Annotated in this window: 20 protein-coding genes; 5 read left to right on the top strand and 15 right to left on the bottom strand. The window is 63.0% G+C overall.

The annotated features are described in order from the left end of the window. Positions 1-5: 5 nt before the first annotated feature. The 5 genes from E8M79_RS15410 to E8M79_RS15390 are packed head-to-tail and all read right to left on the bottom strand — an operon-like array spanning position 6 to position 3,119. Positions 6-383, bottom strand: a complete 378-nt coding sequence (locus E8M79_RS15410) for a YbaN family protein (RefSeq protein ID WP_137152741.1) — start codon at positions 381-383, stop codon at positions 6-8. After that, entirely contained in the window at positions 380-742 is a 363-nt protein-coding gene (locus tag E8M79_RS15405) for a hypothetical protein (protein ID WP_137152740.1), read from the bottom strand. The genes E8M79_RS15410 and E8M79_RS15405 overlap by 4 nt, the downstream gene beginning before the upstream one ends. Continuing rightward, positions 739-1,641, bottom strand: a complete 903-nt coding sequence (locus E8M79_RS15400) for a U32 family peptidase (RefSeq protein ID WP_137152739.1) — start codon at positions 1,639-1,641, stop codon at positions 739-741. Before E8M79_RS15400 ends, E8M79_RS15405 begins: the two co-directional genes overlap by 4 nt. A 3-nt stretch (positions 1,642-1,644) precedes the next feature. Continuing rightward, a complete protein-coding gene (locus E8M79_RS15395; RefSeq protein WP_137152738.1) occupies positions 1,645-2,622 on the bottom strand; it encodes a peptidase U32 family protein in 978 nt (325 codons plus the stop codon). 2 nt (positions 2,623-2,624) lie between these two features. Continuing rightward, the gene (locus tag E8M79_RS15390) at positions 2,625-3,119 is read right to left on the bottom strand and encodes an SCP2 sterol-binding domain-containing protein (protein WP_137152737.1); all 495 of its coding nucleotides are present in this window, start codon (positions 3,117-3,119) and stop codon (positions 2,625-2,627) included. Between the two features lie 109 nt (positions 3,120-3,228). On the opposite strand from E8M79_RS15390, the gene E8M79_RS15385 reads away from it, so the two are divergent. Beyond that, positions 3,229-4,740 (top strand): UbiD family decarboxylase, encoded by a 1,512-nt coding sequence (locus tag E8M79_RS15385; RefSeq protein ID WP_137152736.1) that lies wholly within the window; start codon positions 3,229-3,231, stop codon positions 4,738-4,740. Continuing rightward, complete coding sequence (locus E8M79_RS15380; RefSeq protein ID WP_137152735.1) at positions 4,737-5,315, top strand: UbiX family flavin prenyltransferase; 579 nt, start codon at positions 4,737-4,739, stop codon at positions 5,313-5,315. Before E8M79_RS15385 ends, E8M79_RS15380 begins: the two co-directional genes overlap by 4 nt. On the opposite strand, the gene E8M79_RS15375 is transcribed toward E8M79_RS15380, so the two are convergent. The 9 genes from E8M79_RS15375 to ccoN form a co-directional block, all read right to left on the bottom strand. After that, complete coding sequence (locus E8M79_RS15375; protein ID WP_137152734.1) at positions 5,312-5,998, bottom strand: NnrU family protein; 687 nt, start codon at positions 5,996-5,998, stop codon at positions 5,312-5,314. The two genes, E8M79_RS15380 and E8M79_RS15375, sit on opposite strands and share 4 nt — an antisense overlap. Then, positions 5,995-6,447: a hemerythrin domain-containing protein gene (locus E8M79_RS15370; RefSeq protein WP_137152733.1), complete on the bottom strand. Its 453-nt coding sequence runs from the start codon at positions 6,445-6,447 to the stop codon at positions 5,995-5,997. The genes E8M79_RS15375 and E8M79_RS15370 overlap by 4 nt, the downstream gene beginning before the upstream one ends. Before the next feature lie 67 nt (positions 6,448-6,514). Then, entirely contained in the window at positions 6,515-6,679 is a 165-nt protein-coding gene (gene ccoS / locus E8M79_RS15365; RefSeq protein WP_137152732.1) for a cbb3-type cytochrome oxidase assembly protein CcoS, read from the bottom strand. Next, positions 6,676-8,778: a heavy metal translocating P-type ATPase gene (locus E8M79_RS15360; protein WP_171015885.1), complete on the bottom strand. Its 2,103-nt coding sequence runs from the start codon at positions 8,776-8,778 to the stop codon at positions 6,676-6,678. The genes ccoS and E8M79_RS15360 overlap by 4 nt, the downstream gene beginning before the upstream one ends. Positions 8,779-8,919: 141 nt before the next feature. Next, positions 8,920-9,714: a DUF2189 domain-containing protein gene (locus E8M79_RS15355; protein WP_137152730.1), complete on the bottom strand. Its 795-nt coding sequence runs from the start codon at positions 9,712-9,714 to the stop codon at positions 8,920-8,922. A gap of 217 nt (positions 9,715-9,931) precedes the next feature. Next, positions 9,932-10,804 carry a cytochrome-c oxidase, cbb3-type subunit III gene (gene ccoP, locus E8M79_RS15345; protein WP_137152728.1) on the bottom strand — a complete coding sequence of 291 codons (873 nt, stop codon included), beginning with the start codon at positions 10,802-10,804 and terminating at the stop codon, positions 9,932-9,934. Next, positions 10,795-10,971: a cbb3-type cytochrome c oxidase subunit 3 gene (locus E8M79_RS15340; protein WP_349236045.1), complete on the bottom strand. Its 177-nt coding sequence runs from the start codon at positions 10,969-10,971 to the stop codon at positions 10,795-10,797. Before E8M79_RS15340 ends, ccoP begins: the two co-directional genes overlap by 10 nt. Continuing rightward, positions 10,968-11,696, bottom strand: coding sequence for a cytochrome-c oxidase, cbb3-type subunit II (gene ccoO, locus E8M79_RS15335; protein ID WP_137152727.1), 729 nt, complete (start codon positions 11,694-11,696; stop codon positions 10,968-10,970). Before ccoO ends, E8M79_RS15340 begins: the two co-directional genes overlap by 4 nt. A gap of 4 nt (positions 11,697-11,700) precedes the next feature. After that, a complete protein-coding gene (gene ccoN, locus E8M79_RS15330; RefSeq protein ID WP_137152726.1) occupies positions 11,701-13,347 on the bottom strand; it encodes a cytochrome-c oxidase, cbb3-type subunit I in 1,647 nt (548 codons plus the stop codon). Positions 13,348-13,563: 216 nt separating this feature from the next. On the opposite strand from ccoN, the gene E8M79_RS15325 reads away from it, so the two are divergent. Genes E8M79_RS15325 through E8M79_RS15315 form a run of 3 tightly spaced genes read left to right on the top strand, consistent with a single transcriptional unit; the run spans position 13,564 to position 15,730 of the window. Beyond that, on the top strand, positions 13,564-14,916 hold the full coding sequence (locus E8M79_RS15325) for a hypothetical protein (RefSeq protein WP_137152725.1): 1,353 nt from the start codon (positions 13,564-13,566) through the stop codon (positions 14,914-14,916). Next, complete coding sequence (locus E8M79_RS15320) at positions 14,913-15,422, top strand: DUF2249 domain-containing protein (protein ID WP_137152724.1); 510 nt, start codon at positions 14,913-14,915, stop codon at positions 15,420-15,422. Before E8M79_RS15325 ends, E8M79_RS15320 begins: the two co-directional genes overlap by 4 nt. Then, complete coding sequence (locus E8M79_RS15315; protein WP_137152723.1) at positions 15,422-15,730, top strand: metal-sulfur cluster assembly factor; 309 nt, start codon at positions 15,422-15,424, stop codon at positions 15,728-15,730. The genes E8M79_RS15320 and E8M79_RS15315 overlap by 1 nt, the downstream gene beginning before the upstream one ends. On the opposite strand, the gene E8M79_RS15310 is transcribed toward E8M79_RS15315, so the two are convergent. Continuing rightward, complete coding sequence (locus E8M79_RS15310; protein WP_137152722.1) at positions 15,727-16,944, bottom strand: NnrS family protein; 1,218 nt, start codon at positions 16,942-16,944, stop codon at positions 15,727-15,729. The two genes, E8M79_RS15315 and E8M79_RS15310, sit on opposite strands and share 4 nt — an antisense overlap. Positions 16,945-16,984: the final 40 nt, after the last annotated feature.

Genomic DNA, 16,984 nt, shown 5'->3' with positions numbered 1-16,984 from the left:
CCGGCTTACCTCCGTGCCGCCGTTGGCCGGGTCGCCACGTAGGCCGCGCTGGCCGCAAGCACCACCAGTGTTGCAACCTTAGCTATCGCTGGCAGGGCCGCTGAGGTCAGAACCACAATGCTGCTGACGACCATCGCTGCCAGAGCGAGGCGCTTTGCCGACTTTGGGATCGCCCGGGACTGTCGCCATGCTGATATGGGAGGGCCAAGCTTTGGATGCTCGACCAACCAGGTTTCAAAGCGCGCAGAGGATCGGGAGAAGCAGGCGGCTGACAGCAGCAAGAAGGGGGTTCCGGGTACAACGGGCAGGATGAGCCCCGCCAGGCCCAAGCACAGGGTGGCAATGCCAAGTGCGGCAAGCAGATATCTGATCGCCAGGCTCATCCGGCGCTCTCCTTGAGGATCGCGCGGAGGTCTTCAGCACCTGTACTGGCGTGCTGGGCGATATCGTCAAAAAGGTGGGCCAGTTCCGAGAAAACCGACCGGTCTGCCTCCTGCCAGCTGATTTCCTCGAGTTCGGCCAGCAGATCGACAAGTGCCGCTATCGCCGCCCGGTGCTGCCGAGAGGAGAGCAGATGACGACGGGTTTCGCGTTGCTGTTCCATTTCCGCGAAGCGGCCAAGGGCGTCGTTCACACGCTGGCGGCAGTCACAATCGAGCGCCACCGAACTGATGATGCTCTGGATGCGGTTGACCAACGCGTCGGGCTCCCGCGCTGCCTTGCCCTGGCCAAGCGGCTTCATGCTGCCACCCATTCCAGGCCGGCCCTGCCATGGGCGAAGCCATTGGCAAACGGCACCTGCGGATAGATCCGCGCGAGCTGCGCGACGGCCTCCCCGGGCGACAGATTGCCGTCGCGAACGGCAGCATAGAGTGCGGCTACAGCCACCATGTCGCAGTCTTGCGGGGACAGGCGGAGATGGGTGACGCCGGCCCTGGCCAAGAGGTCGAGGTCCGCCAGCAGCACCTGGCAGTGACGCGACATGGTCTGCACGCCATTGACCGTCAGGAAGGCCTGACCATCAAGGGTATCGACATCGAGCCCATCCGGCTCCTCTCCGCAGACAAACTGGCAATTGTCCTTGGAGAACCCTTTGGCGCGGGCATGGGCACATCGTGCTGAAATAGCCAGGGGCAGCCGGCCGAAGGCGATGACCTCGTATTCCAGTTCAGGCGCTCCGGCCACTATCGCACCCACCACTTCCAGCGGCAGTTCAGGCCCCAGGCAGATGCGGGTGGCGCCATGCCGGGCCAGCATTCGCGCCGTGGCGCCGTTGTAAACATTTACGAAAGGACCAACTAGATGCGGCTTTCCGGCAAGCAGGCTCAACGCGGAGAGGTCGTTGGCCTCCGCCATGTGGTCCTCGGAGGCCAGGCGCCGGGTCAGCTGGATTTCCCGCTCAAGCGTAACCAGGGCAAGGGAGGCCAGAGCCACCGATTTGCCGGACGCGATCAGGCGATCCAGCACCTCGGGCAGAAACGGGCGGGTAAAGTGATCCCGCTTGGAACACACCACTTCGCCCAGCGTGACGGCTTCGATATGCTCGCAGTCGGCAATGCCAAAGTAGAAATCTCGCCAACGCTCTCCGGACCAGAGAAACGGTACCGGGCCCATGGTGATCTTGAGGTCGGGCACGTTCATCGTTCACCGCCATTTCTTCTCATAGGCGCCGGACGTGGTCCGCTGGCCCTCGCTCAAACGGCGCAGTTGCACCAGCCTCTGCGCCCGCTCCGCCTTCGGGGCTGAAAGCGCTGCACGGAGGCTGGAAACCACCTCGGCGACATAGGCCTTGCCACGCTGCCGGCCCTCGATCTTGAGCGCCGTCACACCGGCGGCCTCAAGGCTGTCCAGGTGGTCCATGACATCAAGGCTAACGGGGTCCTCGAAGGCATAGGCGTCGACATCGGCGATATGGAACCGGCCCTTGCACAGCGTGGGATATCCCGCTGGCTCCTTGGCTCCGAACCGGTTGATGGTGAAGCCGCCAAGCTCGGACACCATGGTGGGACCATCCTCGCGGTAGGTCACATGGCTGGCGGGAGAACACACCCCCTGCATGTTGGGCGACTGGCCAGTAATGTAAGACGAGAGGGAACACCGGCCTTCCGCCATCACGCACAATCCCCCGAAGGCGAAGACCTCAAGTTCGCAGGCCACCTGCCGGGCTACAGCGGCAATCTCGGCGACAGTCAGAACGCGTGGTAGCACCAGGCGCTTTGCCCCAAAGCTTTCCACCAGGAAGTTGATGGCATCGGGATTGGAGGCGGAGGCCTGCACCGAGACATGAAGGCGCTGATCCGGATAGGTTGTGGCGACATAGTCCATCAGAGCCAAATCGGCCAGGATCAGGGCATCGGCACCCGCCGCCACAGCATCGTCGGCAGCCCTGTACCAGAGGTCCTCGGCGCCCGCGCGCATGAAGGTGTTGAGCGCCACATAGGTTTTTACGCCACGGGCATGCCCCAACGCCACGGCGGTCCGCATTTCCCATGGTGTGAAGTTGAGGCCAGGGAAATTGCGAGCATTGGTTTCATTGCGAAAGCCGCAATAGATGGCGTCGGCGCCCGCCTCGACGGCTTCACGATAGGCTGCAGGCGTACCGGCGGGGCAAATAAGTTCCATCTCTAGCCCAATCCTGCCAGCGCCCGTCGGCGCACCAGTTCTGCCAGTTGACGGAACGGCCCGGCAAACGGACCAGCCAGCCCTGACAGGTCTGCGGGAAGGTCAAAGCCGCAGTCATCGAGGGCATTGCGCAGTGCCAGCATGGCCTCCATGTCGCCGGAAACCGAGAGGCTCCTCGAGAAGAAGACGGCGTCCCCATCGAGGCGTCCCTCAAGCAGGGCAAGCAGGGTTAGCAGCGGGCCGGAGACCGATGCTGCGGCCACCGGGGCACTGGCCTTGCGATAGACGCGGATGCTACGGCTCGCCGGATGAACGAGGAAGCTCAGGTCGAGATCTGCCGGAGTGAAGCGGAAGCGCTTGCCTGCGGCCACGCCGAGCCGATCGAAGAGGTCAGGATGCTGCTGCAATGCCCGCTGGAAAATCCGTTCGGCCACCGCCTGAACCACTGGCAGGGGTATTCGGTCGAGTGCGAGGCTGAGCGGGCGCGGCAAGAGCATCGGAGGCTCCCTTGAGGTGTGGACGGCACAAGGCTTAGTCCGAGCCGGGGATGGCGTCATTGTTGCAGCGCAATGAACGCCGCCTGTGCCTGTGGCATTGCGTCAATCCATGCCAAGCACAGCCCTGCCACCGCTCACGCATCGCATCGCCAGCAGTCTGCGGGGCTTCGCGGACCAATTGGAGCATGAAGGGCTGCTTCACCGCATAAACCGGCCGGTCAGCATGCAGCACGAAATCACCGAGATTCACCGTCGGGTGCTCGCGGACAACGGGCCGGCGCTGCTGCTGGAGCAGCCTATGATGGCTGATGGAACGCGGGCGAGCATGCCGGTGCTGGTCAACCTGTTTGGAACAACCGAGCGGATTGCCATGGGACTGGGACTGGACGCTGGGGATTTGCCCAGGCTGGGGAAAGCCCTGGCCGCGCTCAGGGCGCCAAAGCCGCCACGCAACCTGAGCGGCGCCTGGGCGCATCGGGGGCTACTTCGCGCGGCGCTGAACCTGAGAATGCGGGAGGTGAGCAAGCCCCCCTGTCAGCAGACAATAGTGTCCGGCGCGGCCATCGATCTGACCAAACTGCCCATCCAAACCTGCTGGCCCGGCGAGCCGGCGCCATTGATCACCTGGCCATTGGTGATCACGCGCGCGCCCGACGACCCGTCGGACATCAATGTGGGCATCTACCGCATGCAGGTGCTCGGGCCTGATCGAGCGATCGTGCGCTGGCTGCCCAGCCGAGGCGGTGCGCGACACTTCCGGCAATGGCAGAAGCGCGGGAAGCCCATGCCGATAGCCGTTGCCATAGGGGCCGATCCGGCAATCTTGCTGGCTGCGGTCATGCCCCTGCCCGACGGGCTCAACGAGATGGCCTTTGCCGGCGTCCTGCGACGCAAGCGCAGTTCGATAGCCCGCGCCGTCACGGTCGATCTGCCCGTTCCGGCAGAGGCCGAGATTGTCCTTGAGGGGATGGTCGATGTGGAGGAAACGGCCCTGGAGGGACCCTATGGCGACCACACTGGCTACTACAACTCAGTGGAGCCTTTCCCGGTGGTGCGCCTGAGCGCGATCACCATGCGGCGCGACCCGATATTTCTGTCCACCTATACCGGACGGCCCCCCGATGAGCCTTCCCGGCTGGGGGAAGCCATGACTCCGCTGTTTGTGCCACTGGCGCGGGCGCAGTTTCCGGAAATCCATGACCTCTGGTTGCCACCTGAGGCCTGCTCCTACCGAACAATGGTCGTCTCCATGGACAAGCGCTATCCCGGCCAGGCAAGGCGGGTGATGATGGGCCTGTGGTCCATGCTGCCCCAGTTCAGCATGACCAAGCTGATCATTGCGGTTGACCCGGACATCGATGTGCGAAGCTGGGCCGATGTCATGTGGGCTGTATCGACGCGGTTCGATGCGCCCCGCGATCTTGTGGTCATCCCAGACACACCGATCGATTACCTGGATTTCGCCTCGGCCCGATCGGGCCTGGGGGGCAAGCTGGGCCTGGATGCGACCACCAAGATTGGCACCGAGACCGACCGGCAATGGGGCGTGCCCCTGGCGATGGACGAGGCAGTCGTCCGCCGCGTCAACGAAATCTGGCCAGAGCTGGGGTTTGACAGATGACCTGCCGCATCGTCCTGGCCCTGACCGGAGCGTCAGGGGCAGCACTGGGCTTGCGGATCGCGCAACGTCTGGCGGCCAGACCGGACGTGGAGACCGAGTTGGTCGTTTCCGCGGCTGCCCGACGAACCCTGGCGCACGAAGTCGGCCCAAAGGCATACGACCAGGTGACGTCCATGGCAACGCGGAGCCACGACCAAGCAGATATCGGCGCGAGCATTGCCAGCGGGTCGCTCGGAACCGCGGGCATGATCATTGCGCCCTGTTCGATGCGGACCCTTGCCGCGATTGCCGCCGGGATAACCGACAACCTCGTGACTCGTGCAGCCGATGTCCACCTCAAGGAGCGTCGGCGGCTGGTGTTGCTGGCCCGCGAAACACCGCTGCACCTGGGGCATCTGCGAAACATGGTGGCCGTCACCGAGATTGGGGCCATCGTCATGCCCCCAGTCCCCGCATTCTATCATCGGCCGGAAACGCTCGAAGACGTTGTCGACCACCTGGCTGCCCGAGCCATCGACCTCCTGGGCCTGCCGGGGAAGCCGGAGGCGAGGGCTTGGGATGGCGAAACCGGCTAAAGCGCCGCCATGGCCAGCGGGTCCGCTCCAAACAGGGCAGCGTGACCACCCGAAAGGAGCCAGATTGTGATCAGGACCGACAAGACCAGGGCAATGCCCATTTCCCGGTCAAATCTCAATCTGGCTCGGCCTCGCGCTATGGCGGCGAACGGCAGGATGCTGGACGATGACTGGATCTGGATCCAGTCTACTCCCAGGGTGCGGCGCTGTCGCCGTTCGACGATCCACATTCCGGCCGCTGAAAAGAGAGCCAGGGAACCGAAGAGCAGCAAGCTGCGCAGATCCCCATTGGCCAGCATATGGCTGAATGACCAGAGGAGGAAGCCCCAGAGGACAGGGTGACGAGTGATCGCGACAATGGCGCCGGGTTGGCCACCCACCCGTCGCATCGAGATTGAGGCCGGATTGCCACTGATCAGGCCGGCGGCGATCAGCAACGCGGAGACCGGCGACAGCAGGATTGCCGGCCAGGCCTGCCAGGGGGCGGGTGGCCACAACTCTATGTAATCCAGCGCGAATGCCGCGTGAAACACCCATGCAAGGCCGGCGATAGAGACCGCCGAGTAGCCGAGGAGGTAGGATTGGAAACCGAACGTGGCGATCAGTTGCCGTCGAACCCCCGGCATGGCCGGAATGGAATGGAGCGCGAGGAAGGCCGCGAGGGCAAGCGCGAACTGGGTCAATGTAGCACCCCGGCTGGCGGCATTCCCTCGAACAGCAAGAGCAACAGATCCTGCTCGGACCGCACATGACGGCGCACACTTTCGAAGAAGGACCGAAGCAGGTAGCCAATGGCGTCAGGCGAAAGCCCCGGAGCCCCGGCCACCCAGTCCAGCAAGGACTCCTCAATCTCCATCACAACCTGGCTATCGAAAACATGCTCTTGCCGAAGCCGCGTGGCAACGTTGCGCAGACCGACCTGGGTGGAGGAGGATAGTACTGGCAGAAGGACCGCTTCCTCCTCCCTGTGCGTTGCCGACAGCGCGTCTGCCAGCCGCCGGATCAACTGGGCGCATAGGGTTGCCGGGACCACACCCGGTAACCCGTCCGCGAAGGCTTCCAGCTCATCGCAAACTCCCAGCAGATCCTCGTAGCGTGATCTCAGTCTGTTCAGCGGCGAAGCAGGTTTCATGGGCAGCCCTGGATCCTGGAGTGTCCGAGCAACTTAGCAGGGCGGTCAGCGGCCACTTTGTCACCGATCAAACTGTGTCATCGCGGCGTGGGCGATCGGAGTCGTAGAGAATGCGTTCAGAGGCGCCCTCCAGGTCGTCGTATTGACCGTCCCGAAGGGTCCAGAGAAAGACCACGAGCCCAACCAGCCCCAGCAGGATCGACACCGGTATCAGAAAGAAGAAGTCTGTCATGCCAGCGCCTCCCGCATGGGAACGAGCCGATGTGTCCGGAAGGGATGCCAGCCCAGGCGCAGGGCGTTGAGCACCACGATTATGGAGGAAGCGGACATGGCAATGGCAGCGATGAAGGGATTGACCAGACCCGCTATCGCGACCGGCAAGGCGATGGCATTGTAGGCGACGGCCAGGCCGAGATTCTGTCGGACCAGGTCACGAGCCTCTCGCGCGATCATCATGGCGTGAAGTACGGCGCTCAGATCGTTCCGAAGGAACACGAAGTCGGCCCGGTTTCTGCTGATATCGGCAGCGCTGGCTGGCGCCATCGACACGTGGGCACGGGCCATGGCTGCGGTATCGTTCAGGCCATCGCCGACCATCAGAACGCGCCGTCCCTCTGCCTGAAGTGCGGCAATGCGGGCAAGCTTGTCGGCGGGCATTAAGCCGCCCTTACTCGCGATTCCGAGCTTGCGTGACAACTCGCCAACGATGGCTGGATGGTCTCCTGAGAGCATTTCAACCCGGCAGTCGACCTTGAGGCTACGTGCAACATCATGAGCACCGGGGCGCAACTGATCTTCAAAGGCGAATGCGGCCAGCACCTTTCCGTCGCGACTGAAGACGGTCCTGCCGTCGGCGTCCAGCGGCCCGGACCAGCCGGGTCGACCCAGGCGGTACACCTGGGCATCAAGGCGCGCCTCAATGCCCAGACCGGCATGCTCGAAGATCTCGGTCCAGGCGACAGGGCGATCCGTAGCGAAGGCGCGCGCGATGGAGCCTGAATAAGGGTGACGCGATAGACCTGCCAGGCTTGCGGCCATGGCAAGGTCTTCGGCGGAGCCTGAAAGCACCGCCGGAGCCGAAAGGCCCGTGGTCATGGTGCCGGTCTTGTCGAAGACCACGGTGTCGACTTCCGCCATCCGCTCGAGCGCACTGCCATCCTTGACCAGAATTCCGGCATCAAAGAGCCGGCGGGCGGCCACGACCTGCACCATCGGCACGGCGAGGCCCAGGGCGCAGGGGCAGGTGATGATCAGAACGGCAATGGCAACCGTCGTCGCATCATGCAGGTTGCTGCCGACCAGCATCCAGCCGAGGAACGCCAGTACGGCTGCCAGATGGACAACCGGCGAATACCAGGCCGCGGCGCGGTCCGCGATCAGCCGATAGCGCGTGCGACCGGATTCAGCGTCGTCCAGCAGCTTCACCAGCCGATGCAAGGTGGAGCCCTGAACATCCGCCGTGGTGCGCATGGTCAGGTCGCCAAAGAGGTTGAGGGCGCCAGCAGGTGCGAACTGGCCATGCGCAACCGGTTCCGGCAGGCTTTCACCGGTCAGCATGCTCCGATCGAGAGCGCTCTGACCGGCAATCACCACGCCGTCGAGTGGAATGCGGTCACCGGCCGCCACCGAGATCAAACGACCCGGTTCTATGTCCGCGAGCGGGAGGTAGGCCCGCTCGCCACCCTCATCAAGCACAAGTGCGCCCGCTGGCGACAAGCGAGCCAGCCCGCTGACGGCTGTGCGGGCGCGCTCGCGCATAGCGTGATCGAGTGTACGCCCGATGAGTAGAAAAAAGATCAGGGAAGCGACCGCGTCGTAGTACACCTGATCCCCGGCAAAGATGGTGTCATAAAGGCTCAGGGCGAATGCCAGCGCGATGCCGATGGTAATCGGCACGTCCATATTGGTATGGCCCGAACGCATTGCCGACCAGGCGGACTGGTAGAAGACACGTCCCGAATAAAGCAGGGCGGGCAGCGTCAACCCTGCGCAGATCCAGTGCAGCATCTCCCTGGTCCCACCGTTGGCCCCGGACCAGACCGATCCAGAAAGCATCATGATGTTCATCGAACAGAAGGCAGCCACGGCCAGCGCCCTCACAAGCGCAGCCAGTTGCGCGTCCCGACCGGTTGCCTCCAACGAGAACAGGTTGGGTTCGTACCCCAGCTCAACCAGACGTCGCACCAGTGGCGGGGCGACGACGCCATCGTCGCGCCAGCGCACCGTAACCCGCCTGCTCGAAAGATTGACCCGTGAACTGACCACGCCTGGCAAGGCATCGAGCGCGGTCTCGATCGTGCGAATGCAGGCCCCGCAGTGGATTGCCGGCACGGAGAATTCCGATTGGCGGAGGCCATCACCCAGGACACGACTGGCCAGCCGGACTTCATTGTCGGACGGACCACGGTTGGGGCCGCCCGCCAGAGCTTCAGCAAAGGCCGGCGAGGGTGCGCAACAGGTCACCTCAGCCCCCTACTCTCCCCGCACCGCGACATAAGCATGCCAGGTGGCATGGCCCAGGAGCGGGAAGATGATGATGAGGCCGACAAGGCCGGTGGCGACGCTCACCAGAACAAGACCGACGACGAGGGCGGCCCAGACCAAAGTGGCGGGCATGTTGTTGCTGACGAAGGACAGGGAAAGGCCCATTCCCGAGAAAGCGTCGCAATGCCGGTCGAGAACCAGCGGGATCGAGAAGGCGCCAATTGCAAACGAGAAGGCAGCAAACAGCCCGCCCACAAGCGTGCCCACGATCAGCAGCCAGAGTCCCGGGCTTGTTGTCAGCAGCATGCTGGGGATCTGGTCAAAGCCCGGGAAGGGGCGCCATCCGAAAAAGAGGGCATAGAGCAGAACGGCCGCGCGGACCCATACCAGCATCAGGCTCATGAGCACGGCGCCCACGAAGAGAAGATGCATGCCGCCACGGGGAAGCAGCATTGATAGGAACGAGGGCTGCTCCCCCAACCCCAGGCTGCGGCTCTTGACGTAGAGACCGGTCGCAAGCAGCGGGCCGATCACGAGAAACCCAGCCAGTGCGGGAAACAGTATCTGAGCCCAGCCGATGGTGAACATGGCGAAGACGACGCCATAGGATACGAGCGTCACGCCGATCCCAAAAGCAAGGCTCAAAGCAGGACGCGTCCAGAGGTCGCGCCAGCCGTCTGCCAGCCATTGCAGAGGTGCGCTGGCAGGCAAATGGCGATTGTGATCGATGGCCCGCGGCAGGGCTGGTTCGTATGGCGGCAGGGTATCGACAGGATGGGACATGGCTCTTCCGATTCTGATCAGCAGCCCGACTTGGCAGCGCGGAAATTAACCTGGCTGCCATCTGGCCCCTTGAGATGGGCGACGCAGTCTGGCTGCGACGTGAAGGCGGCGTAAACGAGGTGGGCATTCGCAAGAACGAGGATCGAAACAATGCCCAGACCCACTATCCAGCCAAGCGGCAAGCGTCGGCGATCACTGGAAATGCCCTCGTCCGTCCTCATGGCGTGGCGCTTCGCAGGTCGAGCACATACAGCGCCAGCATGCGGATCTGGGCGGTGGAGAGGCGTCCCTCCCAGGCCGGCATTGTGCCCTGGCGGCCGTTGTAAATCGAGCGGCGGATCGCGGCATGGTCGCCGGCATAGGTCCAGTACTCATCGGTGAGATCGGGCGCTCCGGTTTCCACCATGCCCTTTGCCGTCTCACCGTGACAGCCAGCGCAGTTATTGGCGAACAGTTCTTCTGCGGCAAGGCGCTGCTCTGTCGGCAATGCCGGCCCATGGCTGATGGACGCTACGTAGTCCGCCAGCAGCGTAACCTCTGCTCCGGCCAGCATCTGGTCACGACCGAAAGCAAGCATCTGCGCGAAGCGGGTCTCGGGATGGGTGGCATTGATGCCGACACGGATCGTTTCGGCAATCGTGTCGGCGTCCCCGCCCCACATCATTGGCGCTTCGGCGATGTTGGGGTAACCCGGATTACCTGTGGCCTCGACGCCATGGCAGGCAGCGCAATTGTCGATGAACAGGGATGAACTGGCCTGGCGCACCACAGCCATGATGTCGGCATCTGCCTGCAGGGTCGCCAGGTCCTCATTGACAAGGCGCTCGGTCCATCGGGCCTGATCGGCTGCGGCCTGAGCCAGGGTGAGTTCGACCGACTGGTGCTGGTCGGCACCCAAAAGGCCACGGAAGTAGCCATTGATCCCCGGCCAGCTCGGCATGAGAATGGTCCAGACCACGGCGAACAGGGCCATGGTGCCGAGAAAGGCCCAGACCAAACGGGGTACCGGAGTGTTGAGCTCCTTGATGCCGTTCCATTCGTGGCCCGTCGTCACCTGTCCCGAGAATTCGTCCCGCTCCTTCAGCGCCATGGCCGATCCTCCCCCTCGCTCACAGGCATTTGCGCCGCCTCATCGAAGCCCTTCTTGTTGGAGGGCCAATAGGTCCAGGCCAGACAGATGGAACTGAGGATGATGAGGTAGAACAGGCCGAAAGACTTCGCGAATCCGACGACCGTCTCGTGATCGAAGGGCATCATTCCACCTCGTCCGCTTGTTCTTCATGGGCGACGTCGGTGAGCGTGCCGAGCATCTGCAGGTAGGCGACGAGCGCGTCCATGTCTGTCAACGGACCGGTGCCGTCGAACAGGCGCACATTTGTGGCCGCGCCATAGCGTTCCATGACGCCCGATGCCTCGGCGCTGTCAGGGTTCGCCTGGCCGTAGGCGTCCTGCGTGGCGAAGGCGATCTGCTCATCGGTATAGGGAACGCCGACAGCACGCATCGCCGCCAGGTGGCCACCCAGGTCGTCGATCCTGAGCTGATCGCGGAGCAGCCAGCGATAGGCAGGCATCTTGGATTCGGGAACCAGGTCGCGCGGGTTATAGAGGTGAGCGACGTGCCAGGCATCCGAGTACTTGTTGCCCATGCGCGCCAGGTCGGGCCCTGTTCGCTTGGAGCCCCAGAGCTGAGGATGGTCGTAGCTGCTTTCCACCGCCAGGGAATAGGGACCATACCGGTCGACATCGTCGCGCAGGGTGCGGATCATCTGGCTGTGGCAGGCATAGCACCCTTCGCGGATGTAGATGTTGCGGCCGGCCAGCTCCAGGGGCGTATAGAGCCGCATGTCCTCGGCGATTTCGACGGTCTCGTCGATCGTGAAAAGAGGCGCGATCTCGATGAACCCGCCGATCGATGCGACCAGGACAATGAAGGCGACGAGCCCGATGGCGCTGCGTTCGAGACGATAATGGAAACCAAACATGGGGCTATTCTCCCGCCTGTAATGCAGGTGTGGCTGGCAGGTCACCCTCGGCGCCCAGCGCTGCACCTCGTGCGGGCATGCGGATGGTCATGATGACGTTGTAAAGAGCGGTAAGGGCGCCAAGCAGGAACAGCAGTCCGCCGAAGGCACGCGCGATGTAGTAGGGATGCATGGCCACCAGGCTCTCAATGAATGAGTAGCTCAGCGTCCCGGTCTCGTCATAGGTACGCCACATCAGGCCCTGGATGACGCCCGAGTTCCACATGGCGAAGACGTAGACAACGGTACCCGACAGGGCGAGCCAAAAGTGCACCTCCACCAGCCTCTGCGAGTAGATCCGCTCCCGCTTGAACATGGAAGGCACCAATGAATAGAGCGAACCAAAGGTAATCATCGCTACCCAGCCCAGAGCCCCGGCATGAACATGCCCAATGGTCCAGTCAGTGTAGTGGCTGAGCGAGTTCACGGCACGGATGGCCATGAACGAGCCTTCGAAGGTGGTGATTCCATAAAAGATGGCGGCCAGGGCCATGAATCGCAGCACCGCATCGTCGCGCACCTTGTGCCAGGCACCATTGAGGGTCAGCAGCGCATTTCCGGCCGAGGCCCAGGAGGGCACAAGCAGCACGATCGAAAAGGCCATGCCTAGCGTCTGCACCCAGTGTGGCAACGCCGTGTAGTGCAGGTGATGCGAACCCGCCCACATATACATGAAGGTAATGCCCCAGAAGCTGATTATCGACATGCGGTACGAAAAGATCGGGCGACCGGCGCGCTTGGGCAGGTAATAGTACATCATCCCCAGGAAGCCGGCAGTGAGGAAGAAGGCCACCGCGTTGTGGCCGTACCACCACTGGGTCATGGCATCCTGCACGCCGGCAAACAGGGAATAGGACTTGGCCGAGCCCAGCGAGACAGGCACTGCAAGATTGTTGACGATGTGCAGGATCGCCACGACCAGGATGAAGGCCATGTAGTACCAGTTGGCCACGTAGATATGGGACTCTTTGCGGCGCGCTAGGGTCCGCATGTAGATGGCGAAATAGACGACCCAGACCACCACCAGCCAGATGTCGGCGTACCATTCGGGCTCGGCATACTCCTTGGACTGCGTCAGCCCCATGAGATAGCCGCTCGCGGCAATCACGCAGAAGAGGTTGTAGCCCAGCAGCACGAACCACGGACTAATCGCGTCGGGGAGCCTTGCCCGGGTTGTCCGCTGCAGCACGTGGAAAGAGGTAGCGATTAGGGCATTGCCGCCAAATCCGAAAATCACGCCGCTGGTATGAATCGGACGTAGACGGCCAAAGCTGAGCCAAGCGACATCAAACGTCAGGTCCGGCCAGGCCAGGAGTGCCGCCACCCACACACCAGCGGCCATGCCGACCACGCCCCATGCTAGAGTCAGGATCAGGCCCAGGCGCGTCGGCGCGTCATAGTATTCGGAGTATCGTTCTGGCGTGGGCTCCGGCAGGTCGAACTGGCGCAGAATGGTAACAATTCCAGCCAGAGCGGCAGCGCACACGACCCAGCCATGGATACCTATCAGGTCGTTCCGGCCAACAATTGCCATCGCCAGGCCCACGACCAGCAGGGCGCCCAGTATGATGGATGCCGTGGTCCGCTCACCCCGTGTGAAATCTGCAAGCATGCCCCGAACCCCAACCTTGCCATTCGTGGGTCCGCCCCACCAGGCAGAAGCCCTAGCCCACCACGGCTGTCGATCTTTGATCCCGATCAAATAGCGGAGCGATTCCTGCCCGACGGCACTGCCTCTGCTGATCCGCCGAAATTTGCGCTGTGACAAAGTCCACGACCGGATCGCGCCCTAGGGTGATGCCGAGCGGGCCTGGGACCGGAGAGACAAATGCAGATGGCCACATTGTCGCGCTGGACGCTGACCTATTTTGCCTGTGCTTTGGTCGCACTGATGTTGGCACTCGGCATGATCGCCCTCGGCTATGGCTATCCTGCCGATGACCTGGCTGCCCCGCGCACACTGATCCTCGTCCACCTGGTTTCGATCGGCTGGCTGAGTACCCTGATGCTTGGCGCCTTGTTTCAGTTCCTGCCGGTTCTCGTCGGTAGGGACTTGGTCGGCGCAGCCCTTGCGCCCATGGTCCTGTTCGCAATCCTTGCCGGCCTGGCCTGCCTCGTATGCGGCTTTGGATCCCTTGAGGGGTGGCCCGGTACCAGCGGCGAGATGCTTCCCGTGGGAGGGGCACTGCTGCTTGCGGGCTTTGCCCTGGCCGCAGGCGTGTTGCTGGCGACGCTGCTGCAGGGCGTCGACCTCAACCTCCCGGCCGGATTTATCGCCCTTGCCCTGCTCAGTCTCCTGATGACGGCATTGTTGGGTGAAACCCTTGCATCCACGCTCGCTGGACTAGTCGGCGGCGCGTTTTCAGTGGCCATGATTACGGATGGACTGCCGCTCCATGCCAGCCTCGGCCTGGGTGGGTGGCTGACCCTGGCAGCCATCGGGGTCAGCTACAGACTCGTATCGATGTTCCTCGTCGCGCCCGAACGAACCGGGCCTCGCCCCAGGATTGTCCTTTGGCTGGCCTGTGTAGGCCTCGCAGGCCTTTGCCTTGCGGTGGCTTGGCTGCTGTTGTTCAATCTGGTCTGGTGGCCGTTACCAACCCTTTCTGGTCTTCTCGCACTTACGGCAGTCGCGGCCTATCTGGCTGATATGGTTGCGCTTTACAGGACCCGGCGAAGGGCAAGTCTGGAACTGCATATGCTTGCAGCGATCGGCGCCTTCGCCATGCTGGCCATTGGGGCAGCAGCCCTGATCGCAGCGCGATGGCTGGACCAGGACCGTCTGTGGGCGGCAGCTCTTTACATCCTGGCCCTCGGCTGGCTGGGCGGGCTTGGTCTGTCCATGTTGTACAAGATCGTCCCGTTTCTCACCTGGCTGGAATGTTTCGCGCCACTGATGGGACGGGCGCCGACGCCCCGCGTGCAGGATCTGGTGCGCGAAGACCAGTCGCGGTGGTGGTTTGCGCTCTATGGCGCCGCCACCCTGGCCGGCGGAGTGATGCTGTTGACGGAGCAGGCGTCACTCCTGCGCCTGGCGGCTGGGGGGCAACTTGTTGCCGTCGCTTTGGTGATCCACCAACTGGTGCGGGCTCGCAAGCTCGCCAACCTGCCCGATCCCTGGCGCAACCATCCGCGCCCTACTCTCCTGCTGCCCGCTTCACGAAGAAAGGCAACGTCATGACTGAAGCTCTGGAACTCGATGTCCGGCCAATCCTGCGCAATGGCGGCGAACCCTTCGGCGCCATTATGGGTGCCGTGAACAGCCTGAGGCCAGGTCAGGCACTACGCCTCATTGCCACATTCAGGCCCGAGCCCCTGTTCACGGTCATGGCAGCAAAGGGCTATGATCATCAGGCCACGCCTCTCGAAGGCGGCGATTGGCAGGTTCTGTTCACGCCCAACGTCGCAGGGGTTGAGGCCGGAACGTCCAGCCCGGACAATCCCGATACCTGGCCTGATCCGACCCGGTACCTGGACTGCCTGGACATGGATCCGCCAGAACCGATGGTGCAGATACTGTCCGCGCTCCAGGCCATGGAAGAGGGTGAGGTGCTGTTTGCCCTGCTGGGCCGCGAACCGCTGTTCCTCTTCCCGGAATTGCAGGCGCGTGGACATGCCTGGGTCGGGGAGTTCGATGCGGAGGCGACCAGCTATCGGCTGATGGTCAGAGCGGGCACAAAGGCATGATGCCGAGCCCGACAATGGAACTGGAGGCTGGTATACGCGCAGCCCTGCGCGACGTTATCGACCCCGAACTTGGTCACAATATCATCGACCTGGGCATGGTCTACGATATCGACGTGAGCACGGGTGGCGCCGTTACCGTACTGATGACGACAACGGCCCGCTTCTGCCCGGCCAGCGCCTTTCTGACTGAGGCGGTCACCGCCCGTGCCGGATCGGTTAGTGGTGTCAGTCGGGTCGATGTGCAACTAACCTATGACCCGCCATGGAGCCCGGACTTCATGGCACCCGAGATAGCTCTGCGCTTCTAGGACGACTCGGGGCGCGGCTTGCGCCGGAGCAAGAGGACGGGCGCGTATTCGGTCAGAAAGAGTACGAATGCCGCAATCCAGCTCAGCCCGCTGATGGAAATCAGCAGCGTGTACTGGGACGGCAGGAAACCAGCTAGCGGACGGAGTACCGCCGCCGCAAGCAGAAGTCCGTAGCTGATTGCAGTGGTAGTGGAGGCCGATAGCGCCAGGCCAGTATGGCCGCGGGTTGCCCTGCTCATGATCGCCAGAGTCATCAGCCCGATGGCACCCACCGTGAAGACATGCAGGGCTGCGGCAGGGTCGATGAACCCGAACGGTACTGCGGCAATGGCAAGAAAGCCCAGCGGAAGGCAGCCATAGGCCAGGTGCAAGACGAGAACGAGTCGCTCCTCTGCAGTCTGCCAACTCTTCCAACGTCCCAGCCTCACGGCGTGCAAGAGACCTGCAATCAGGCAGGGGACCGACGTCATCCAATGGTATGGTGCGACAAGCCAGGCCGCGAGGGCTACAAGGCCCGCCAGCAAGGCGACGGTATCGAAGCGCTGATAGGGTGCGGGCAGCGAAAGCACGTGACGCTTTGCCAGCCAGTTGCGGGTGAAGCTCGGAACAACCCGGCCACCGATTATGGCAATCAACATGACATAGGCCGAAACGGCCAACCGATTGGCCATGCCGTGGTCACCATTCATGAGCGTCAGGGCATGGTAGCCAATATTGGCCAGTGCGAGTGCCAGCACAGCCGCCAGCACCTTGAGGTCGCGCCACTTCTTGCCGGCGACGACTTCACGCAGGCAGATCGCCAGCAGGAGGGGCAGAAAGGCAGCGTCGATCACGACGGCCCAGTGCAGGCCAAGAGCATCTGGGTAGATCATGGCGACCCGGCCAGCCATCCATACGGCGACCAGCATCGCCAATGGCCGGCCAGAGACAGGCAACCGGCCGGTCCAATTGGGAATTGCCGTCAGCAGGAATCCCGCCAAGGCCGCGCTCGTATAGCCAAACAGCATTTCATGGGCATGCCAGGCCGACCCGCCATAGACACCGCCTATGGGGAGCCCCGTCACCAGCGCGGCAATCCAGAGGCCCACGGCCAGGATGGCCCATATGCCAGCGGCCAGGAAAAATGGTCGAAAGCCATAGGCCAGGATGACGGGCCCTGTGTGGGCAATACCGCGCGGCACCGGCTTGCGCTTGATGGGGTAGGTGTCAGTCATGGGAAACTCGGGCTTGGATGCATTCCGCCTAGCGCCCTCA

The organism is Devosia sp. FKR38 (assembly GCF_005222805.1).
Classification (GTDB): Bacteria; Pseudomonadota; Alphaproteobacteria; order Rhizobiales; family Devosiaceae; genus Devosia.
This window is presented reverse-complemented; position numbering and strand designations above follow the sequence as displayed.